The 21762-nt window shown below is 48.2% G+C and carries 17 protein-coding genes; 5 read left to right on the forward strand and 12 right to left on the reverse strand.

What is annotated here, in order from left to right; translation table 11 throughout:
- Positions 1 to 283 precede the first annotated feature (283 nt).
- From BMZ56_RS01340 to BMZ56_RS01350, 3 genes are all read left to right on the forward strand, one after another.
- Positions 284 to 802: a KdsC family phosphatase gene (locus tag BMZ56_RS01340; protein ID WP_090624402.1), complete on the forward strand. Its 519-nt coding sequence runs from the start codon at positions 284 to 286 to the stop codon at positions 800 to 802.
- A gap of 29 nt (positions 803 to 831) precedes the next feature.
- On the forward strand, positions 832 to 1401 hold the full coding sequence (locus BMZ56_RS01345) for a Maf family protein (protein WP_090623057.1): 570 nt from the start codon (positions 832 to 834) through the stop codon (positions 1399 to 1401).
- 65 nt (positions 1402 to 1466) lie between these two features.
- The gene (locus BMZ56_RS01350) at positions 1467 to 2309 is read left to right on the forward strand and encodes a VOC family protein (protein WP_090623060.1); all 843 of its coding nucleotides are present in this window, start codon (positions 1467 to 1469) and stop codon (positions 2307 to 2309) included.
- A gap of 38 nt (positions 2310 to 2347) precedes the next feature.
- Here the strand turns inward: BMZ56_RS01350 and BMZ56_RS01355 are convergent, their stop codons facing one another.
- Both BMZ56_RS01355 and BMZ56_RS01360 read right to left on the reverse strand, forming a co-directional pair.
- Positions 2348 to 4909, reverse strand: a complete 2562-nt coding sequence (locus tag BMZ56_RS01355) for a TonB-dependent receptor (protein ID WP_090623064.1) — start codon at positions 4907 to 4909, stop codon at positions 2348 to 2350.
- Positions 4910 to 5017: 108 nt separating this feature from the next.
- Positions 5018 to 5485, reverse strand: a complete 468-nt coding sequence (locus BMZ56_RS01360; protein WP_143072813.1) for an HYC_CC_PP family protein — start codon at positions 5483 to 5485, stop codon at positions 5018 to 5020.
- 154 nt (positions 5486 to 5639) lie between these two features.
- On the opposite strand from BMZ56_RS01360, the gene BMZ56_RS01365 reads away from it, so the two are divergent.
- A complete protein-coding gene (locus tag BMZ56_RS01365) occupies positions 5640 to 6086 on the forward strand; it encodes a PepSY-like domain-containing protein (protein WP_090623073.1) in 447 nt (148 codons plus the stop codon).
- Here the strand turns inward: BMZ56_RS01365 and trpA are convergent.
- The 10 genes from trpA to BMZ56_RS01415 all read right to left on the reverse strand — a co-directional run bounded on the left by trpA (position 6083) and on the right by BMZ56_RS01415 (position 19413).
- The gene (gene trpA, locus BMZ56_RS01370) at positions 6083 to 6871 is read right to left on the reverse strand and encodes a tryptophan synthase subunit alpha (RefSeq protein ID WP_090623077.1); all 789 of its coding nucleotides are present in this window, start codon (positions 6869 to 6871) and stop codon (positions 6083 to 6085) included. The genes BMZ56_RS01365 and trpA overlap by 4 nt on opposite strands.
- 2 nt (positions 6872 to 6873) lie before the next feature.
- The gene (gene trpB / locus BMZ56_RS01375) at positions 6874 to 8058 is read right to left on the reverse strand and encodes a tryptophan synthase subunit beta (RefSeq protein WP_090623080.1); all 1185 of its coding nucleotides are present in this window, start codon (positions 8056 to 8058) and stop codon (positions 6874 to 6876) included.
- Complete coding sequence (locus BMZ56_RS01380) at positions 8051 to 8680, reverse strand: phosphoribosylanthranilate isomerase (RefSeq protein ID WP_090623082.1); 630 nt, start codon at positions 8678 to 8680, stop codon at positions 8051 to 8053. Before BMZ56_RS01380 ends, trpB begins: the two co-directional genes overlap by 8 nt.
- Before the next feature lie 46 nt (positions 8681 to 8726).
- A complete protein-coding gene (trpD, locus tag BMZ56_RS01385; RefSeq protein WP_090623086.1) occupies positions 8727 to 9716 on the reverse strand; it encodes an anthranilate phosphoribosyltransferase in 990 nt (329 codons plus the stop codon).
- Between the two features lie 217 nt (positions 9717 to 9933).
- On the reverse strand, positions 9934 to 10155 hold the full coding sequence (locus tag BMZ56_RS01390; protein WP_002996718.1) for a DUF2795 domain-containing protein: 222 nt from the start codon (positions 10153 to 10155) through the stop codon (positions 9934 to 9936).
- A gap of 221 nt (positions 10156 to 10376) precedes the next feature.
- On the reverse strand, positions 10377 to 11132 hold the full coding sequence (locus tag BMZ56_RS01395) for an ABC transporter ATP-binding protein (RefSeq protein ID WP_090623090.1): 756 nt from the start codon (positions 11130 to 11132) through the stop codon (positions 10377 to 10379).
- 39 nt (positions 11133 to 11171) lie between these two features.
- Complete coding sequence (locus BMZ56_RS01400; RefSeq protein ID WP_245893029.1) at positions 11172 to 11825, reverse strand: lysophospholipid acyltransferase family protein; 654 nt, start codon at positions 11823 to 11825, stop codon at positions 11172 to 11174.
- Positions 11826 to 11960: 135 nt separating this feature from the next.
- The gene (locus tag BMZ56_RS01405; RefSeq protein WP_090623093.1) at positions 11961 to 13508 is read right to left on the reverse strand and encodes a sulfatase family protein; all 1548 of its coding nucleotides are present in this window, start codon (positions 13506 to 13508) and stop codon (positions 11961 to 11963) included.
- Between the two features lie 43 nt (positions 13509 to 13551).
- Entirely contained in the window at positions 13552 to 15198 is a 1647-nt protein-coding gene (locus tag BMZ56_RS01410; protein WP_090623096.1) for a right-handed parallel beta-helix repeat-containing protein, read from the reverse strand.
- Between the two features lie 114 nt (positions 15199 to 15312).
- Complete coding sequence (locus BMZ56_RS01415; RefSeq protein ID WP_090623100.1) at positions 15313 to 19413, reverse strand: hybrid sensor histidine kinase/response regulator transcription factor; 4101 nt, start codon at positions 19411 to 19413, stop codon at positions 15313 to 15315.
- A 315-nt stretch (positions 19414 to 19728) separates the two neighbouring features.
- Between BMZ56_RS01415 and BMZ56_RS01420 the strand changes: the two genes are divergently transcribed.
- On the forward strand, positions 19729 to 21762 hold the full coding sequence (locus tag BMZ56_RS01420; protein WP_090623103.1) for a glycosyl hydrolase: 2034 nt from the start codon (positions 19729 to 19731) through the stop codon (positions 21760 to 21762).

Raw genomic sequence — 21762 nt, forward strand, 5'->3', positions numbered from 1 at the left:
GTTTTTCAATGAAACTTTTGTTAGTTTTTTGTCAAAAGAACATTGTTTTAAATCCGCTTGTATTTAAACTTTTAAGCGTTTGTTAATAGGGTCGCAAAGGGCATGCCAAAAAAATAAATTGGTTAAATAGGGTTTTTGCCTCAACTTCGCATTGGAAGTGTAGTTTGAACGATAAAACAAGACTGATTTATCAGACACCGTGTAGCGGAGATTAACACTTTTGGACCAACGTTCAAAAAGTTCGGATTTTAATAGTAAGTTTGGCTTCAAATCGTATTCAATCATGTTGTTTGATAAGTTCAAGCGGGTAAAAGCATTCGTATTCGATGTAGATGGCGTACTCTCGGATGGGAATATATTAGTTACAGAACACGGTGATCAGCTTCGTTCGTTTGATATAAAGGACGGCTATGCAATGCAATTGGCTATCAAAAAGGGATATTCCATGGCTGTCATAACCGGTGGGCGATCCATAGGGGTGAAAAAAAGAATGGAGGGATTGGGAATAACAGATGTATATTTGTCAGTTAACGACAAAAGTGCCGCATTGGAGGAATGGCTGGCTTATCGTGGACTTACCCATGCGGACATCCTCTATATGGGCGATGATATTCCCGATCTGGATAACATGAAATTGGCGGGCTTACCCACTTGCCCGGCCGATGCGGTGGAAGCGGTTAAAGCGATATCGGTTTATGTATCCTTTTGTAACGGCGGCCGGGGAGCGGCGCGTGATGTCATTGAGAAGGTGATGAAACTACAGAATACCTGGCATGAGGACCTGGCAGTTGCAAGCATCTGAAAAGATGGCGGTGATATAAATTAGTAACCATGCGGATAATTCTTGCTTCCCAATCACCGAGACGGAAAGAATTGCTCTCATCGATGGGAGTTTCATTTACGGTGGCTATCCGCGAAGTAGATGAATCCTTTCCCCAAACGCTGAACCCGGTGGCCGCCGTGCGCCACATTGCCGAAAAAAAGGCCCGGGCTTTTATGACGGAGAGTACCGATACGTTGGTTATTACGGCGGATACCATCGTGACCATCGATGGCCAGATACTGGGTAAACCAATCGATAAAGCCCATGCGGTTGAGATGCTTACGCTTTTGTCCGGTCGGCGGCACGAGGTGATCACTGCAGTGGCGCTGTTGCAGGGCGGGGCAGTCGAAATATTTCACGAAACCACCGAAGTATATTTCAAGAGCCTATCGGCCGCTGAAATCGACTATTATATCCACCATTACCAACCCTTTGACAAAGCAGGAGCTTATGGAATCCAGGAATGGATAGGTATCGTGGCCATTGAAAAAATAATAGGTTCCTATACGAATGTAGTGGGGCTGCCCACCGCAAAACTTAGTGAGATACTGCGCGGCCGGTTGGATAACTTGTCCTAAATACCCCCGTTTGTTGTCGTCTTTGCACAGTATTCTTTTGATTTGGCGCTGCTAACTTTGTTTCTATGAAGAACCTGATTTACCCATGCCTATGGTTTGACGGCAATGCCAAGACGGCTGCCGAATACTATTGTTCGGTATTTTCCAATTCAGTTATTACAGCAGATACACCCATGGTGGTGACATTTGAACTTGACGGCACCAAGTTCATGGGACTGAATGGTGGCCCACAGTTTAAGCCCAATCCGGCGATCTCGTTCTATGTAACACTTGAAAGCAAAGAACAGGTGGAACGTGCATGGCGCCTGCTTGCCGACGATGGTTCCATCTTGATGCCTCTTGATAAGTACGATTGGAGTGAGTTATACGGTTGGGTACAGGATCGCTTCGGAGTCAATTGGCAATTGTCTCTCGGCGAGATGAACGAGGTAGAACAGCGGTTTGTACCTTTATTGATGTTCTGCGGAGAGCAGCAGGGAAATGCCAGCAAAGCAATGGACTACTACGTTTCTGTCTTTCGCGATTCGGCAATTACGTTTGCTGCAAACTATGCCCCCGGGCAGGTGGCTCACGATGCTACTGTCGTGCATGCACGCTTTCGTTTACTTGGCCACCATGTTTTTATGGCAATGGATAGTGGCGTCCCTCAGCCATTTACCTTCAATGAAGGAGTATCGCTCGTAATCGACTGTGAAACGCAGGAAGAGGTGGATTACTATTGGGCCAGGCTTACAGAAGGAGGTGAAGAAAGCAGGTGCGGATGGCTGAAAGACCGGTTCGGAGTATCCTGGCAGGTCGTTCCGTCGATTTTACCCAAACTGCTTAGCGATCCACAGCGCGCGGAGCGGGTCATGCAGGCATTCATGAACATGAAGAAGTTTGATATTAATGCATTGGTCAATGCTTAAACGAACAAAGGAGTACAACTCCTTTGTTCGTTAACTCCCTACTTGATACCAAACCTGATCCCCGCATAGAACATTCGGCCGGTGACGGGACCCCACAGCAGCGAGGAATCGAAAAACTGGCTGAAAGGCTGGTCGGCAGCCAATACAGGATTTCGTTGAAAAAAGTCGGTAAGGTTCTCTCCACCGATGTAAAGATCAATGGGTTGGCTCTTGCCGATGGTTTTGCTGATCTGGGCATTCATGGTGGTATATGCACGAGAATATTCCGGCAGCTGGTATTCCATTGGGTTAGCCGCTGTAGAAGGCAGTCGCTTCTGACCAGTAATGTTGAGCGTATAGTCAAAATGCCAACCACCGCTGTGCGTGGCATAGCCGAGGTTGAGAAAACCCCGATGGCGAGCTACTAACGGCCGCTGCAATAATGTATGGGCATAGGTGGTCTTTACGTCAAAAAGCCGGTAAGCCATCCGTGCCTCGAAATGCGGTAATGGCATCAGACGAAGCTCGGTTTGCAGACTATTGGAGTAAGATTTGCCGTTAAGGTTATAAAAAGCCAGCTCACGTGGGTTTTCATAGTCCACCACCACCTGGTTGATAAAATCATTTCTGAAAAATTCGGCACTGAAGGAGGCTTCCCTGTGAAACAACCGAAACGATTGATCGAAGCTGATTCCCGAGTTCCACGCAATTTCCGGCTTCAGGCCATAGGCATTTTTAGCGTCGTTTTCGGTTGCGATGCGGACCATCCGCGAACTGGCCAACGCTGCCGTATTTTCCGCAAAAATATTGGCCGTACGCTGCCCACGGCCGCTGCTGATCCGAAAACTGGTGCCAGCCATGGGTTGATAACGCACATGTGCACGCGGTGTGGCAAACCAGCCATATAGATTGTTGTAATCGCCCCGGATGCCCAATACCAGGTCGAATTTCTCAGATGGACCGTATGTATATTCGAAAAATCCGCCCGGAACGACTTCGGTGCGAGCAAACCGCTGCCCGATGTACCGTTCGTCATACCGGTCGTATTGCATGCTCAGGCCCATGCGGTATTTATGCACCACGGTGCCGATGATATCCTGGTAAATCAGGTTAGCATAAGCATTCCGTTGCCCGGCGTCATAGGTGCGTAAGCCGAAATAGGACGTTTGGTTGTATGATGTGCCCGATAATTGCAAACCAATGCTGCGTTGGGTCTGTTGCGGAAATACGTAACCAATTTTGGCGAATGCTTCATACCGTTCGATGTCGAATCCCAGTCCGTATCGGTTTTTCGTCAGCTTATCCATTGCCGGGTCAAAGTCTAGCTGGCCACCAGTACGGTCATCACTGAGAAACTTGATGCCAAACTGAAGCATGAATCCCTTCCCGTCTTCGTATTTCCACCTGCTGATTCCCGAAAAAAGATTGCCTATCGGAATATCCCGGAAACCATTGTTGCTGAAGTTCATGTTTTTGTTGTACATGAAATTGTCATGAAGCAGCAGTCCGCCTGTCCACCGTTCATTAAACCGTTGCGCTAAGTTAAGGTTGATGTCAGACCTGCCCATGTTGTTGGTATAGGCATTGAAAAATAGCCGTTCAGACGTTTCCGGTTTCTTCAGCTCCACATTAATTTGTCCCGCAATGTTTTCGAAACCATTGACTACCGAGCCGATGCCTTTTCCAATTTGAATGGATTCAATCCAGGTTCCAGCGATGCTGTTAAGTCCGAGTGGCGTAGCCAATCCGCGTGGCCCCGGCAGGTTTTCCACCGTTAATTGCGTATAAATGCCACTCAAGCCGAGCATCTGGATCTGTTTGCTGCCGGTCACCGCATCGCTGCTCACTACGTCTACCGAGGCGTTGGTTTCGAAGCTCTCGCTGAGGTCACAACAAGCGGCTTTAAAGAGTTCCTGCCCGGTCAAGACTTCCAGGCGTGTAGGACTGAGCGCTGAAATGTAATTGGAGCGCCGTCTCGCCGATACGGTTACTTCGGCCAATACATTGTCTTTGGCCGTAACCACCACCACCTCGTTTGGATCGGTGATGGTCAGCGTATCGGGCTGGTTTCCTGCATAAGAGATGATGAGCTGTTTAACGTGTTCCTGGTGGTCAATTCTGAATACCCCAGAAGCATCGGTTTGGGCATGGAGGGTAGCGTCTTCCACCCAATGTACGTTGGCCGATTCGATGGGAGAGAGCTCGCCACGGTTATTTTCCTGCATGACGATGCCCATCACCGCGTGGGTGTCATGATCCTGTCCAGTGGCCTTATGCACGTTTGCCTCGTCCCGGTAGTGGCAACAGGATGGTAGCTTTTTATATGCCTCGGCGTTTGCCTGACGTCCCTCAACATCATGACCTGCGGAAAGGATACGTGCTTTGGCGGCTTCCACATCGTATGTCGCGGGATCGAATGAGAGGGCCAGCAACTGTGTACTGGCTTCCCAATGTACGTTCTCCAGGCCATCTGCCTTGGCAGCTTTTTCTATCCGGGACTTGCACATGCCGCATACCCCGGCTACGGTAAGTGTGATGTTTTCACGGTTTTGGGCGATCGATACTGAAACCGATAGCAGTAGCAATAGTGTAATGTATGCTTGTTTAATAAGATTAGTCATCTCGTGTAATTTGATTCTCGCTGTTGGTTTAATCCGGATCCGGTGCGCTGCACCGATATTCCAACGGACGACGTTGTTTTCGTTCGGCCGTTGGCGAATAATCAGCTATCAAATACGATAGGTACAGTGTTGGATAAATAAGGGTATTAAAGCGTCTGGCGGGCCGTGGTTCACTGCCCGTGCAGCATCATGGATATTCAGCGGCAGGTCGATGACATAGGCCAGGGTAAACACCAATAACTCCAGCGGATAGATCTTTGTCAGCTTTTTATAGGCACTGGGAAGGTGTTCCTCGGTGGTTTTCTTGGCTTCAATCTTTACGTTTTGGCAGTGTCCATGTCCTGCCTGATTGATGGTACAACTATCGTTGCTGTCGTCGGTACAGCAAGTGATAGCTTCTTTTTCCTTTTCGTGGTGCGTTAAACAGAGCGGGCAATCGTCAGGATTAGGTTCTTCGGGCGCATATTCCATGATGAATTTTTGAAGCTCTCCGCAGCAATAGTGCAAATGCACGGTAGCCCCCGTTGCCGAGCATGTGTAGATGAACGTAAGTAATATGACGAATACTTTTGCCACGATCATGCAAAGGTAAGGAAAGGGCGTTCAACAACGAATAGTTAATTTGTTTATTAAATGTCAAAAACCTGGATTGTTACCGATAGGTGGTTATTTCCTAAGTTTTTCCCGTTTTAGCTGGTTAATTTGTATTGTTTACTAAAATAAAATAGCCATGAAAAAGTTATTGATAGGATTTACAGTCATGTTATTGACAAGTTTTTCAGTGATGGCCCAGAAAGGCCCGCGTGGAGTCCCTGCGATCGTATTGAATGCATTCCAACAGCAATTTCCGAAAGCGCGGCAAGCGGAATGGGAACGGCGGAAAGATGGTACCTTCGAGGTGGAGTTTAACGTTGGTTTGGTAGGGCGCGATCAAAAGGCATTTATCAGTGCCGATGGAAAAGTGTTAAAACACGAAGAAGAATTGTCGGCTTCTGCGCTGCCGGATGCGGTCAAGAAACAGGTCAAGACCGAATTTGATGGATATCGGATCGATGAAGTGAAGAAAATTGAGGAGGCCGGAAAAATCACATACGCGGTCGATTTGGAAAGCCGCTACGGCGATCTAAAGGTTTCTTTTGACCAAGACGGTAAGATTTTAAAAGAGCGGATGGACTAGTATCCATCCGCTATCTCCTTCAGCTGATGGATAAATGCCGGAATTTTTTTCTCGTAATTGGATTCACTTAGCAACCGCACGAAAGCACTTCCCACAATGGCACCAGCTGCATAATCTGTAGCGCGCATGAACGCGTCTCTGCTGGAGATGCCAAAGCCCACCACAACCGGATTTTTCAGGTTCAGATTCCGTATGCGCGAAAAATACGCCGCGGTATCTTCGGATACAGCGAGATTTTTGCCGGTAGTGGCCGACGATGATAACAGGTAGATGAAACCGGTAGAAAGCCCATCGATTTTCCGGATGCGTTCTTCCGACGTCTGCGGTGTAACCAAAAAAATGTTGCTCACTCCATTTGCTTCGAATACCTCCTGATAACGCTCCTCATATTCGTACATCGGTAAATCCGGAACAATAACCCCGTCCACTCCAACGGCTTTGCACGATTCGCAGAATCGTTCCACGCCATATTGTAATACGGGGTTGACATATCCCATTAATAATACCGGGATGCTGATGTGCCTGCGCAGTCCTGCAAGCTGGTCAAAAAGTACCTGCAGCGTCATCCCGTTGCGGAGGGCTACTTCGGAGCTGTGCTGGATGACCGGGCCGTCGGCCACCGGATCGGAGTAAGGGAAACCGATTTCAAGGAAGTCCGCGCCTGATTTCTCCAAGGTTTCCGCGATTGCCAGGGTACTGTTCAATGTGGGATAACCTGCCGTGTAATAAATGGAGAGTATGCGTTTGTTGCCCTCGTTGGCAAATAATTCGTTGATCCTATTCATCGTTAAAAGCCAAAATATTTCATGTAATTATCCAAGTCTTTATCGCCCCGCCCGGAAAGACAGATCACGACATTCTCGTCGCCCTTGAAGGTCATTTTTTCCAGTTGCGCCAAGGCATGAGCGCTTTCAATGGCCGGTATGATGCCTTCGAGTTGGGTAAGCAGGAGGCCGGCCTGCATCGCTTCATCGTCTGTGGCACTGGCATATGTGGCACGGCCCGATTTATACAGCCAGGCATGCTGGGGGCCGATACCCGGATAATCCAATCCCGCAGAGATCGAGTACGGTTCGATCACCTGTCCGTCGTCCGTTTGCATCAGAATAGAGCGGCTGCCGTGGAGCACGCCCTCGCGTCCCAATAAGGTCGTGGCCGCCGATTCGCCCGAGTACACACCTTTTCCAGCAGCTTCCACCGCAATTAGCTTGACCGAAGGTTCATCCAGAAAGTGATAGAACATGCCGGCCGCATTGCTGCCGCCACCCACGCAGGCTAGGGCATAATCCGGGGTTTCAATTCCTGTTTTCTCTTGTAATTGCTTCCGGGTTTCGGCGGAGATAATCGACTGGAACCGGGCTACCATATCCGGATAAGGATGCGGTCCCACCACGGATCCGATGATGTAGTGCGTGTCTACAGGATTGTTTATCCAATCGCGTAGCGCTTCATTGGTGGCGTCCTTGAGCGTCTTGCTGCCCGACTCGGCGGCAATCACTTCCGCGCCCATCATCTTCATACGAGCCACGTTGGGTGCCTGCCGTTCAATATCGACGGCTCCCATGTAAACCACACATTGTAGTCCCTTGAGGGCACAGACCGTTGCGGTGGCTACGCCGTGTTGTCCGGCACCCGTTTCCGCAATGATGCGTCGCTTGCCGAGTCGCTCTGCCAGCAGAATTTGCCCGATGGTATTGTTGATCTTATGCGCCCCAGTATGGTTGAGATCTTCCCGTTTTAAAAAGATGTTGGCACCATACCGCTCCGAAAGTCGTTTAGCCAGATAAAGCGGAGAAGGACGTCCTACATAATCCCTAAGTAATTGGTCAAACTCCTGTTTGAATCCCTCACTTTGGATGATTGCGATGTATTGCTGCCGTAACTCTTCGACATTCGGATAGAGCATTTCAGGGATATAGGCACCGCCAAAATCACCGTAATAGCCTTTTTCATTTACTTGGTATTCACTCATCGTTGATGGTCTGTAATGTCTGTTTTAATAGTTCAATGTCTTTGATCCCGGGTGCAGTTTCGAATTTCGAGTTCAGATCCAGCGCATAAAGCCGATCGTCATCAATCTTTAGGGCTTCCTGGATATTTTCGATACCGATACCGCCGCTTAGAAAGAACGGTTTTTCGAACGTATACCCCTCAAGCAGTTTCCAGTTAAAGCGCATACCTGTTCCGCCGTGCTGTTTGCTTTGTGTATCAAATAGATAATAATCTGCGGTGTGCTCGTATTCGCCAAGGCGTGCCCAATCAAACCGCTCGTCGATGCCAAAGGCTTTGATAACGGTCGTGCCGGTTGCCTTTAACCTTGCACAGTAAGCCGGGGCTTCATTTCCATGTAGTTGCACCGCGTGAAAGCCGTATTGCCGTATATAGCTGTTTACCTGCTCCTCATCGGCATCAACAAACACACCCGTCTTATTGGGTCCTTCCAATTGAGCCATCCAGTTGGCATCAAAGGAAGACCCAACAAAGCGTTTGGAGGCCGGATAAAAGATGAAGCCGATGTAATCGGGCTGCAAAGTCAACACGTCCCGTATATTTTCGGGATCCCTCAAACCGCATATTTTAATTTTTGGTTTCATTTTTTGTGCCCGCAAAGATTGCTAAGTTTTTCGCGGATATCGCTAATTATCCCGCTACCAACTTTTTGAAACTATCCAATGCCTTCTTGCCGAGTAGCGAAGCTTCCGCTTCATAGTAGCAGTCACCAAAGCTTTTTTCCGGATGGATGGTTCGTATGGCGATGGCTGCGTTGACGAGAACCACGTTGTTTTGTGCCGTGGTACCGTTCCCTTGGATAACCGCTGTAAATATTCCCGCGGCTTCTTCTACAGTATCCCCACCGTGTATCGTTTCGGGAGACAGCGGCGTGAAACCAAGTTGCTGGATACTGCAAAAGTTTTCACCCCGGTTGCTGATCGTTTTAAAATCACCAGTCAATGATATCTCGTCGTATCCGTCCAACGCGTGTAGTATTGTATATTGTTTGTTCGTCTGTTGATATAGATAACCATAAAGACGGGCCAATTCAAGACTGAATACGCCGACGGATTGATAATGTGGATTAGTGGGATTGACCAACGGACCAATCATATTAAAAAAAGTCTTCACACCTAATTCCCGACGGATGGGCGCTACGGTTTTCATCGCCGGATGGAACAGCGGAGCATGCAGGAAACAGATGTTGGCGTTATCCAATTGGCGGCTGATGGCACCTTTGTCGTTGGTAAACCGATAACCCAGATGCTCCATCACATTAGACGACCCACAACCAGATGAAACACCATAGTTGCCATGCTTCGCGACAGGATAACCTGCACCCGCCACCACGAAGGAAGCCAGTGTCGAGATATTGAATGTATTTTTTCCATCGCCTCCCGTGCCACAGAGATCAATTAGTTGATAACCGGGAAAATCGAGTTTTAAGCAGAGATCATACATTGCATCCCGAAACCCTTCCAATTCTTCTACCCGGATGCTCCGCATTCCATATGCCGTCATAAACGCAGCGATCTGCGAAGGGTTATACTTTCCGGAAGCAATGTTAGTGAGGATCTCATACGCCTCACTTCTGGTGAACGTTTTAAATTCAAATAAATGTGCCAGTATTCGTTTCATTCTGCGTGTTCATCGCTTGAAAAATGCCAAAAAAAAGGCTTGCCGGTAAATGGGCAAGCCGCTATACGTTTCAGTAACTATTACTTACAGTAGGAGGTTGCCTCAGCATCAACTGCTACGCCACCACCAAGTAATATGTTCTGTTTGAAAATTCATTCGCTTGTGGCAAAGATGCGTTTTTGTTTTGAAAGATGCAAGTAATTGGAGCGGTTAAACTTCAGTATTCATCCTCGTTGAAAAAGAAATCGTCTTTGGTCGGATAATCAGGCCAGATCTCCTCTATATTTTCATATGGCTCACCATCGTCTTCCAATGCCTGCAGGTTTTCAATCACTTCCACGGGAGCACCCGAACGGATGGCGTAGTCGATAAGCTCGTCTTTTGTTGCCGGCCAAGGTGCATCTTCCAAATGTGACGCTAACTCTAATGTCCAATACATAACCTATCAATTTAAGTTCTCAATTTTGCGCAAAAATATAATATTTCTATTATGATTTTTTAATTTTTTGTCGATATTTTTTGTGTTTAGATTAAGGGGTTGATTTATAGTGTTTTATTGTTGATAATATCGTTTTTTTTACAAAAAGATGGCTTTTTCAGAACCTAAATCTGTGCTTTTCGACGCTATTACGGCAGTCTTTACTATCGCAATAGTGGCTATCAGATATTTTCAAAATCAGTTCCTTTTTCGCGCAATGCAGCTAATCGGGGAGATACACTTTTGACGTCTTTATTGGGATAATCGTCTTCAATGAGACCGTCCCGCATGCGTACGATCCGATGCGCATGTTGCGCAATATCTTCTTCGTGCGTGACGAGAATAATGGTATTGCCGCGGGAATGTATTTCCTCCAATAAGCCCATGATTTCGATGGAGGTCTTTGTATCTAAGTTGCCGGTAGGCTCATCCGCCAAAATGATGGAAGGGTTGTTAATAAGCGCACGCGCCACGGCAACACGTTGGCGCTGTCCGCCGGAGAGTTCATTCGGTTTATGGTCCACGCGATTGCCCAATCCAACACTTTCCAAAGCCTTTTGAGCCATTTCTTCCCGGCTTTTTTTGCTATATCCCGCATAAATCAGTGGCAGCGCTACGTTGTCCAACGATGTAGAACGGGGGAGTAGGTTAAACGTTTGAAACACAAAGCCGATCTCTTTGTTGCGTACCTCAGCAAGTTCATCGTCGCTCATATCGCTCACATTGATCCCGTTCAGAATATAGTCGCCCCGGGTAGGGGTGTCTAAGCAGCCCAGTATATTCATCAACGTGGACTTGCCTGAGCCCGATGGGCCCATCAGGGCAACAAATTCACCTTTGTTGATTTCAAGGCTTACCGATTTCAGTGCATGAATGGTTTCCGCACCGATGACATACTTTCGTCCAATATCCGTAATCTGAATGAGGGGTTGCGACATAGCATCTTTTTTCTGTGAGACGTATAGGAACCGGTAAAGTTACAAACCACCGGTCTTGTTCCAATGTTTTTTTATCAACTGATGCACACGGTCACGCAGCTGATCTGCATGGTGCAACGGTAGACCTTCGGTTGCAATAGGCGTTAATACTTCTACCTCGATAATCCCGGGCCTGCTACCGAATGTTTTCGCACCGTCCCAGAAAATTTTCCAAGCGTTGTGAATGATAACGGGAATGATGGACACCTGAGTTTCGATAGCCAGCTTAAAAGGGCCGTTTTTGAAAGTGTATAAATGGGGAGGAAATTCTTCTCCAATGTGCCCTTCCGGAAAAATAACCATACTGCGTCCATTTCTTAGGTTGTCATCGGCACGTTTAAAAGCTTTGAAAGCAGAAATCCGACTTTGTCGGTCCAACGGGATATCAATGGTTTTGAAAAACATTCCCGTGACCGGATTATTGAGCAATTCAATTTTTCCCATGAATGAGAAATCGGAAGGGCAGAGCAGGACCATGGCCGTGATATCCAGGTTGGACGTATGGTTGGCGCAGATGATGTGTGGTTTTGTCCAATCAATAGGTCTTTCATACCTGAACCGGTAAAAAACTCCGACAAATGTAGAGCTCAGAAATCCAATGATCCGTCGGCAGCGTGCAATGCGGTGAAAATTACGTTCGAAATCTTTTGCCAAAACGGCCAAAAAGGGATAAAAAAGTATAAAGAAAAATAAAACAGATGCCAAGTAGAGGCATCTGTGTATTTTTCTCAATAACTGGATCATCATCCAAAGGTATGCAATTGTAGGACAAGTGCCAAGCAAAAGCGTTTATTGCAACACCAAAGGTTTCACATGACGTCCCGGATCAGCTCCACGGATTCGTTCGAATTCTGTTATCAATTTTTCCAATATATCCGGTTGTTGCTTTGCGACATTCTGTTGCTGTCCTGGATCATTTTTGAGGTCAAACAGTTGGTATTCAGTAGCGTTTCCGAGTTCAATGTTTACCTGTTTGTTGACGGCTGGGCCATCATAAGGGGGAATCAGTACCCAGTTGCCGTGGCGCAGCGCTGTCCGTGCCGATGCTTCGAGGATCAGCGAGGTTCTGCCGGCATTGCTCGAACCTAGCAACACATCCAGATAATCCTCGCTGTCGCCAGTGCTTACGGTTGATCCTGTCAATTTGCCGAATGAAGCTAGCAGGTCGACCTGGCAAACCAATGCATCCGAAACTTTTGGGCTAACGGTACCTTTCCAATAAACGATAAACGGAATACGGACGCCTCCTTCATATAGGCTGTATTTGCCACCCCGAAAAGGACCGCTTGGTGTATGATTACCGAGTTTTTCCACCGCATCATCTTGATAGCCATCGTTGACAACCGGACCGTTATCACTGGTGAAAACGATAAGGGTATGTTCCAGCAGGTTTTCATCTTCCAATAATTCCAAAAGCTGTCCGACGCACCAGTCTGCTTCCGCTATTGCATCACCACGGCTTCCCAGTCCGGTAGTGCCGGCAAAACGCGGATTGGGAGTGCGGGGGACATGCGGCTGCTGCATGGCGTAGTAGAGAAAGAACGGCTTTTCTTTGTGGTCGGTGATATATGCCTTCGCCTTCGCCAAAAACGTGTCGGCCATCTCCTCATCCTTCCAAAGAGCGGCCGTTCCGCCTTTCATGAACCCGATGCGAGGAATGCCATTTACGATGCTGTTGTTGTGCCCATGATGCCATTTCAATTTCAGCAATTCCGGATGGTCAAGCCCCGTCGGCTCCCCTTCAAAATTCGTTTCATAACTCACAAAAATGGGATCCTCGGGGTCTAGACCTACGGTGCTGCCATTCTCAATATACACTGTAGGTACCCGGTCCTGTGTGGCTGCCATGACGAATGAATAATCGAAGCCGACTTCATTGGGTCCGGGTGTGATCCGCTCATTCCAATTTGCATTTCCCGCTCCCAAACCTAAATGCCATTTGCCTACCACCCCCGTATGATAACCGGCCTTTTTCAGTATTTTCGGCAGGGTCAATTGGGCTGTATCGATCAGCAAAGGGGCGGTACCGGGCAGGATACGTGCATTTTCATTGCGCCAGGGATATACCCCCGTTAATAAGGCAAACCGGCTGGGCGTACAGGTGGCCGACGTGGCATATCCATTGGTAAACCGCACACCGCCCTCGGCCAGTCGGTCAATATTGGGCGTTTGCAGGGCCGTTGCGCCATAAGCTCCGACATCTCCATAACCAAGGTCGTCCATGTTGATAATGATGATGTTCGGATGGGTTGCAATTGCTTTTTGTTGTGCTCCACCGTTGATCTGGCATCCGATTGCAAAACCAATCAAAAAAAAGCCATATAAAATACGTTTCATATCGGTTATGTTATCTTGTTAAGATGAAATAATAAAGTGATCATCAATCCATTTTCAATGCACCTAAACTGGGTATATCGTCCGTCATTTTTCCTTCGATATCTTCTGGAATGCGCAATCCCTGCATCAAGCCGATGGCATCGCTCGGGAGGTAAGGGACCTTGATCCCCTTGCCCTTTACTAATTGTATATTACGTGGCAGGTAGTCTGCCGGCAACAAACCGCCTTTGGAAGTGAACTCCGGATCGCCGAATAACGGCGACTGATCCTGTATCGGTAAATCTGAGGGCCAATTTCCAGGTTTTAGGTAGAGATTGTTGTGGAAAAAGACACGGTTTAAGCCTCCTTCAAGCGGGGTATCCGGCTTGTTCTGATCTCCCAACACGGTGAGCGAACGACCTTCAATGCAAAAAATATTGTTGGCGATCAATACGCCATCTGACCTGCCGTCTATCGCAAATTTGGTTTCGATATCTTGACTTACATAGATCGTGTTGTTGTAGAAATAGGTGTTTATCGGTCCTTTACGTTCCTTTGCATTGCCTTGATACCCGCTGAGCCAAAATAATTTACCTTCCTGGAATGCACCATTTTTTCCCTTCACACGGTAGCCGTCGTTTACGCTGATGTTGTACCGATAGGCACAATTGTATGTATTGCCCAATATTTCGCAAAACCCACCCGCATTGTGCGCACTGAAGTTATATTGAAGAACAACATTGTCGCAATTGTAGTCAATGTGCGCTCCCGCAGAATCTCCAGGGCCGTTGGCATACATGAACCGATTTTTTTCAATAAGTACATTAGAAGCACTCCATGTCCACAAGCCGCTGCCGCGTCCCCATTTCCGGCTGTCATCCGCGCTGCCAGAGTAGGTGATTTCGTTGGCAGCCACATGGACGAACTTGACGTTCGACAGTTGGATACCTGGCCCTCCTGTGCGGGTAATGTGATTCGCGTACAGCCAAACCCGGCTGATGTTATGTCTTCCTCTTGCACCGGTTAATTTTATACCGGTATGCTCGATGTTTTCAATATGGCATGCCTCAATGCGGATGTTTTCTATCTTCGATGTTTCGTCGGTGCTCATCAGCCGGATTCCCCAACCATACGGCTCGCTCCCGTTGGCCGTCGTCACCTCTTTGGAAGGGCGTTTATAACCCGGATTTTCGTGGAAAATATCCTGAATTCGGATGTTGGCCAAGACGATGCCTTCCGTGCGGCCGTTGGCCGTGGCGGTTACTAATATGCCGCAGCGCATTTCCGATCCTGGTTTCTTTTGGACAGACCCATTTGCCTGGATGCGTAAGGAGTCGATATGGACATATTGACAATCGCGGATGAGCAGTGCCTGCGCGTGCCCCTTGGCATCAATAAGCGCCGGTTGATTGGTGTCATCCCCGGGCCAGGCCACCGTCGTTATTGCAATCGGGCGGTTTGGATGTCCTTGAAGGCCCACCAGTGACAATGAACCGGTATGGCGCTGGCCAGCGGCCAGCAATAAGCGATCACCGGGCGATAAAACCAATTGGGATGCCCTTTCCAATGATCGGATAGCCTGGGCGGTGGATAATCCACTGTTGGCATCATTTCCCGCTACGGGATGTACGAAGTAATCGGTTGCACGGGCAAGGAAAGTCGCCGGTATCAAGAACAGCAGCGTCAAAAAAATACGGGTGTGAGTCATCATGCGTCAATGTTATGTTGGACGCCCAAAATTAATGTGTACCCGTATCCAAGAGGGGGGAGGACAGACCAACATGAGGGGGGAGGCAGTTCAAAATTGTTATTTATTCACACAAAATCAAAGATCGACCGTCATTTTGTGCTGCTTCAGGTAATCCGACGGGGTGAGCCCAAATTGTTGCTGAAAACTCCTGCGGAAATGTTTCAAGTCATTGAAGCCGGTCTCATAAGCAGCCTGTGTGATGTTAAATTTTCCCGACTTCAGTAAGGCCGCACTCCGTTTTAGACGAATTAGTTTGATAAATTCAGAACCGGATAGCCCCGTAATGGCTTTCAGTTTCCGATAAAAGGTTGACCGACTCATGTTCGCTACTTCCGCCAATACATCTGTATTAAAATCAGGTGAGGCCAAGTGTTCCTCGGTATAGGAAACAATCCGTTTAATAAAATCTTCTTCAAATGTGCCGAGCTCGGTTTGATCCTGTTCCAGGTTGATGTGGCGAGCGAATTGCTCCCGAAGCTGCTGCCGCAGCGCTATTAAATTCTTGACATAAGATTTCAGAACCTGGGGATTGAACGGTTTTGTCAGGTATACATCCGCACCTTTGCTGATACCTTCAATGCATGCATCGTCATCCGATCGGGCCGTAAGCAATACGATGGGGATGTGGGACGTTCGTTGATCATCCCTTAATTGTTGGCATAGGCTAAACCCGTCCCGCGATGGCATCATGATGTCGCTGATGATTAGGTCGGGAATGGTACCGAACGCTATTTCAAGGCCATGTTGGCCATCAGCGGCCTGAATGACGTTGTAAGACGCACCAACCAGGGATGCCAGATAATCCCTTATTTCAGAATTGTCTTCCACGATTAAGACTACCGGAAGGTCCTTTGTCGACGTGTCGGCTTTCCGGCCGTCTTTGTTGCTATCTGTGTCCGACGCAACAATAAGATCAACCGGATTATCTGCCAAAAACACGCTATCCACCCCCGCAGCGGGCAGGCTTATGTAGAAGGTGCTGCCCATGCCCGGCAGGCTATCGACGGTTATTCGGCCTCCATGCATGCCCACCAACTCACGGGCAAAAGCCAGTCCAATACCCGTACCCACGGTTTTATCGGCATGTTCTTTTTCAGCTTGGTAATAGCGTTCGAATATCCGTTGGTGATCCTCCTCCCGGATACCGGTGCCGCTATCCGCCACGCGGATCTCGCAAGAGGCCTCATCCGTTGTTGCATTTGCCAAGCTTGCCGACAAGGTGATACGGCCACCGTCAGGTGTAAACTTGAACGCATTGGAAAGCAGGTTGTACAGTATGATTTCAATTTTTTCTTTATCGAATGAAAAGCATATCTGCGTGGGGCAGTCCACAGAAAACTGAATATTCCTGCGTTCCGCTTCATCGGAAAAAGAATCGGCGACATACTTGGCGATAGACGTCAGGTCATGCGTGTTGACGTGGAGCGCGAGACTGCTGGCTTCCGCTTTTTGGAAGGCCAATAATTGGTTCACGAGATGCAGCAGGCGCTTAGCTTGGTTAAGCACGCGGCTCAACGTGCTCTTCGTTCCCCCATCCAGTTGGGATGCCGCCGACAGTTCGGACAGCGGTCCCATCATCAGTGTCAATGGTGTGCGAAACTCATGCGATACGTTGGTGAATAGCTTTGACCGTACCTGCGCGACTTCATGCTCCCGCTGGTAATTTAAATTGGCAATTTCGAGGTTATTACGCAGTTTGATCCTGCTGATACCGATATGGCGGGACAACCAAAGAAATGCGATTAGCAACGCTACATAGACGCTATAAGCCCACCAGGTTTTCCAGGGTGGAGGTAAGATCTTGATCGCCATCGATGTCCCTTCTTCATTCCATACCTTATCACTGTTTGAAGCCATCACCGTAAACCGGTAATTGCCCGGCGGTAAATTGGTGTAGGTAACCTGCCGCTGGTCACCGGCATATACCCAGTCCTGATCAAATCCCGATAACTTATAGGCATATTGGTTTTTATCCGGTGCATGGTAGTCCAACGCAGCAAACTTGAGGGTTACAATGTTTTGTTTATAAGATAACGTGATAGTACTTGTGGCGAAGGGGGCATTGGATAACACCACGCGGCCAGCAATCGTATCGCCCACAGTGACATCTTCATTGTTTACGGCAAGGCCGGTAATGTATACTTGGGGAACTCGTTTGTTCATTGCGATACTATCCGGGAAGAAAGACGTAATGCCCTTAATGCTGCCGAAGTATATTTCGCCCCGGTTGGAAAGGAAGGAGCTGTTTTCGGAAAAGACATTACTGATCAGGCCATCCCTGGTATCGAAATGCTGGAACTCGCTATTTTTTGTATCATATTTGACGATGCCGTTATTTGTGCTCATCCAGATGTTGTCGTGCCTGTCCGGTTGTATGGCATGGATGTAATCATTCGGAAATCCATTTTGCGCAAAGTGATTCTCAAAGGCATATTTGCCATGCTTATCTTCAGTCAATTTATTGAATCCGTGTTGTGTGCCGATCCAAATACCACCACGTTGGTCTTCTGTGATGCACAGGACGGTATTGTTGGTCAGGCAGGCCGGCAGGTTGTTTTGCTGGCGATATACGGTGAATCGGTCGCGTTCATGGTCATAAAGGTGTAGGCCATTGTACGTGCCCATCCACAGTCGTCCCTTCGAGTCGGATAGCATACAGCTTATGCGCTCATTCTGCAACGCACCGTCTTTTCCTGGCTGAGCAAAATACCGCCTGAAGCGGGGACTGCCGCTATTGGTGAAGCCGATCACTTTGTTAAGCCCCGACTCCTGTGTACCCACCCAGATAGTGCCCTGCCGGTCGCGGGTTATTGCGTTTATTTTCGGCCCACTCAGGCCTTCCGGCGTTCCCCTATTGGGCGTTACCAAGAGGTGGTTTCCCTTATCAGGTTTGCCTTTGATAATGACGATTCCCCGATTGGTAAACATCCATAAGTCTCTTCCATGTTCAAAAAAGCCTCTCACCGAATTGACACCCGCAGCGGAGGGTACTTTCCTGAAGTCGCCATGGTCACTGAATAGATACGCTCCGCTTGCCCTCGTGCCGACCCAAAGCCCATCCTCGTTCATGAATATCGATTGCACGTAGGTGTCTATGGTGGAGGCATCGGTGTAAGACGCAAATTGGATGTTATTGAACCGCTTTCTGCCGGGGTCAATTTTATAAATGCCACCGCCATCTGTGCCGACCCAAAGAATGCCAGACCTGTCCTGTATAATGGATAATACGATGCAACGCTGGGATATCCCATCACCCACAGGATCGAGACGATAGCGCTGCAGGCTTTGCCGTTCGATATCGAGGCGGTTGAGTCCGCCACCCCAGGTTCCGATCCAAACGTTGCGCGCCGCATCGATGAACACCCGGTAGGCGTTATTATTGCTTAATGAATATTCATTTCCGGGTTCATGCCGGTACTGCCTTACGATGCGGCCCGTTGCTGGGTCGAGTACCAGTACACCCATTCTCCATGTCCCTAAATAAAGTAACCCCGATACCGGATCCCGCGCGATGGAGGTGACCTGTGCGGAGCTTCCCAAATCCCAGACAACTTGTTTGAATTTCCCATCGGCGAACTCGTAGGAAAAAAGCCCCTGGTCTGTACCCACCCAAAGGCCGTTGCCATACGACAATAAAGACAATACATTGCGTTTTCTTGTTACCGGGCTATAGGTATCCGTGGCGAGTTCATAACAGAATAATCCGCTGGATGCGCCGATATAGAGATGGCCATTGGTTTCATGCAGGGCCTGTATATTTTGAATGTTGATCTGTAGACTATCCGGCGGTATTTGGTGATATATGGTATCGCGTAATAAGCTATAGCGGTTTAACCCCGTCGTTTTGGTGCCAACCCAAAGGTTGCCGTTTTCGCCCTCGTGGATAACCTCAATGTATTGGCTGGTAAAATTATTGCCCGATTTGGGATGGTTTCGGATGAGTTTGAACGCATAACCATCGTACCGGTTGAGTCCGCCGCGCGTACCCATCCATAAAAAACCATATCGATCTTGCCATAGCGAGGTAACTTCATTATTCACCAACCCTTGCTCGATAGCAAGCGATGAAACTAGTTCGCTTTGGGCATAAACCCCCGATATGCTCATCGAAGCCAGCAACAGCTTGGCAATACGAGTAATCGATAGGGCAATGGAATACCACGATCTAAGATTCATAATTTGGTGGTTTTTGATGGGCTAATTTATCATATATAAATCAGAAAGATGAATAATCCCACGATGATTGCGTAAATAACCCATTCTGTAATCGTTATCCGTTTCATGCCCAAAGGTAAGTCGTCTTCAACGAACCCTTGGGGGCCTGGCGCTCACAAATGGGGAGGCTCGTTTCAGTTTTTGCCCTTAACCGCCATTGTAGGATGACCAAACGATTGACCTATTCCACCCGCATTTTGAAAGAATCTGCCCTATGCTCGTTGTATGGGTGCCGTAATTTTGATCCGTACCAATTTTTAAACTAAATTCAATAAAATGAAACAATACAGGCTACATGGAAGGACTGGCAGGACAATCTGTCTGTTTCTTTGCTTGTTCGGTGCTGGCAGTTCATGCCAACGGTATCCGATGCAGCGTGCGGACATGCAATCCACCGAAACCCTTCCTTTAACGGTTTTTCAGTACAACGACTATACAGGTGACGAAGCCGGAATTCCGTCACGTACCGTTTTTCGCGGAGACACGATTCCGGACGGAATGAACGACAATTTTTCATCTTTCCATCTTCTGCAGGGATTCATGGCTACGTTTGCAGAGCACGAAGATGGTACCGGATTCGGTTTTTCGTATGTCGCACGAAGCAGTGATGTAACGGTAAACCTTCCGGCCCAATTGGCCCAAAAGGTTTCATTCATCCGGGTGCTGCCTGTGCAAAATGTGCTGAAAAAAGGAGTGGGTAACACAAACAATACGCTGATAGATAGCCTGAATGTCTCCTGGTTTTACGATTGGGGGCCGTTAGATCATTCCACACCTACGCGGGAATATGTTCCCATGGCTTGGGGCAGGGGTGCTGCGAACAATCCGAGTAGGGTAGATGCTTATATTGAAAAAGATACCGTAACCCACCTGCTCTCGTTCAACGAACCTGATAATGCCAGTCAATCCAATATCCCCTATACAGAGGCCGTGTCGCTGCATAAATTGCTTTTGCGTACCGGATATCGGATGGGATCGCCGGCTCCCGAGGAAGGGAATGCAGATAAATGGCTGCTTAATTTCATGAACAAAGCCGATCAGGATACTGTGAAAGTGGATTTTATGGCCCTGCATTGGTACGATTGGGGGAATTGGAGCAGTACTCATAATGCATCACCCAATCCGGCCAATGTGTTCAATCGGTTTAAAAATTACCTCACACGGATCTACAATCTATATAAAAAGCCGATATGGATCACAGAGTTTAATGCAAATCGGAATACGACCCCAGAGACGCATGCACGCTTCATGGAATTGGCATTGCCATGGCTGGACGCGCAGCCTTTTATCGAGCGGTATGCGTATTTCTTTCCGCCCACCGTGCCTGCAATGGAAAACGACACACTCACGGAAGTCGGCAGGATTTACCGCGATCACGTTTCCACCCCTTCCATTACCGGTAATATCATTTACGGTGACGGGTCCGGAGGCGAGGAGATTCCCGAGAACATGAGCATTATCCCGTTAACTAATGAACTGATATTGCCGCAATACGCTTATGCCGGCCAACAGGCAGCTGCAAGGCTCCATTATGTGTGTAGGTTACGACTGACCGGGCTGGCTCCGAACGCGACCTATAGGTATTTCACAGGCCTTTCGGATCAGGCATCCCGTACGACACAGACGCCCGGATGGTTGTTGGCTATCCAAAATAGCACTTCCCCGGCCGGTTATATTGTTGGCATGTCGTCCTCTAATAAATCCGTTGGGGGTTCCCGTCTGGACAACAATGAAAATTATACCGGTACCGGCTCTAAATTTTCGACCTTCACCACCAATGCGTCCGGGAACTATACAGGGTGGTTTGCTGTAGTGCCGACCAATCAGGAACAGCATCAAGCGGGGAAGAATGTTTACTTTTTTGTGCAGGTAAACAATGGATCAGGGGGCACCAGCCTCAACCACACCTTCAGGACCCAATCAACGATATCCATGTTGGATTACAGCACCATTACCGAGGATATTGGGGGTGCCTCTGCGGTGAAAGGTATTTCTACGGTGGGTGATGAGAAAATCGTTGTACTCTATTCCGATACTGCGATGAACGATAGGCCCTTGTATGCCTCGTTTACGGAAGATGACGGCATACCACAACCGTATACCAACTGGTATGGCACCGTAAATGCAAGCGAGGGCCAGTGGGGAGCTCTTATTCCGAATTACCTGACATCCGGCGTACGCGCTATCCGATATGTATCCATCAACGGTAGTCAACTGGCCCTCTTTACAAGTAGCAACGGAGAATGGGGGACAACCGAAACGGTGCACCCCGATAATGGATCGACACCGATAACGATAGAAACTCCTTAA

This window comes from Parapedobacter indicus (assembly GCF_900113765.1).
Classification (GTDB): Bacteria; Bacteroidota; Bacteroidia; order Sphingobacteriales; family Sphingobacteriaceae; genus Parapedobacter; species Parapedobacter indicus.

Coding starts and splice junctions, on each gene's coding strand:
- BMZ56_RS01340 (WP_090624402.1), top strand. CDS start 284: ATGTTGTTTGATAAGTTCAAGCGGGTAAAAGCATTCGTATTCGATGTA.
- BMZ56_RS01345 (WP_090623057.1), top strand. CDS start 832: ATGCGGATAATTCTTGCTTCCCAATCACCGAGACGGAAAGAATTGCTC.
- BMZ56_RS01350 (WP_090623060.1), top strand. CDS start 1,467: ATGAAGAACCTGATTTACCCATGCCTATGGTTTGACGGCAATGCCAAG.
- BMZ56_RS01355 (WP_090623064.1), bottom strand. CDS start 4,909: ATGACTAATCTTATTAAACAAGCATACATTACACTATTGCTACTGCTA.
- BMZ56_RS01365 (WP_090623073.1), top strand. CDS start 5,640: ATGAAAAAGTTATTGATAGGATTTACAGTCATGTTATTGACAAGTTTT.
- trpA (WP_090623077.1), bottom strand. CDS start 6,871: ATGAATAGGATCAACGAATTATTTGCCAACGAGGGCAACAAACGCATA.
- trpB (WP_090623080.1), bottom strand. CDS start 8,058: ATGAGTGAATACCAAGTAAATGAAAAAGGCTATTACGGTGATTTTGGC.
- BMZ56_RS01380 (WP_090623082.1), bottom strand. CDS start 8,680: ATGAAACCAAAAATTAAAATATGCGGTTTGAGGGATCCCGAAAATATA.
- trpD (WP_090623086.1), bottom strand. CDS start 9,716: ATGAAACGAATACTGGCACATTTATTTGAATTTAAAACGTTCACCAGA.
- BMZ56_RS01390 (WP_002996718.1), bottom strand. CDS start 10,155: ATGTATTGGACATTAGAGTTAGCGTCACATTTGGAAGATGCACCTTGG.
- BMZ56_RS01395 (WP_090623090.1), bottom strand. CDS start 11,132: ATGTCGCAACCCCTCATTCAGATTACGGATATTGGACGAAAGTATGTC.
- BMZ56_RS01405 (WP_090623093.1), bottom strand. CDS start 13,508: ATGAAACGTATTTTATATGGCTTTTTTTTGATTGGTTTTGCAATCGGA.
- BMZ56_RS01410 (WP_090623096.1), bottom strand. CDS start 15,198: ATGATGACTCACACCCGTATTTTTTTGACGCTGCTGTTCTTGATACCG.
- BMZ56_RS01415 (WP_090623100.1), bottom strand. CDS start 19,413: ATGAATCTTAGATCGTGGTATTCCATTGCCCTATCGATTACTCGTATT.
- BMZ56_RS01420 (WP_090623103.1), top strand. CDS start 19,729: ATGAAACAATACAGGCTACATGGAAGGACTGGCAGGACAATCTGTCTG.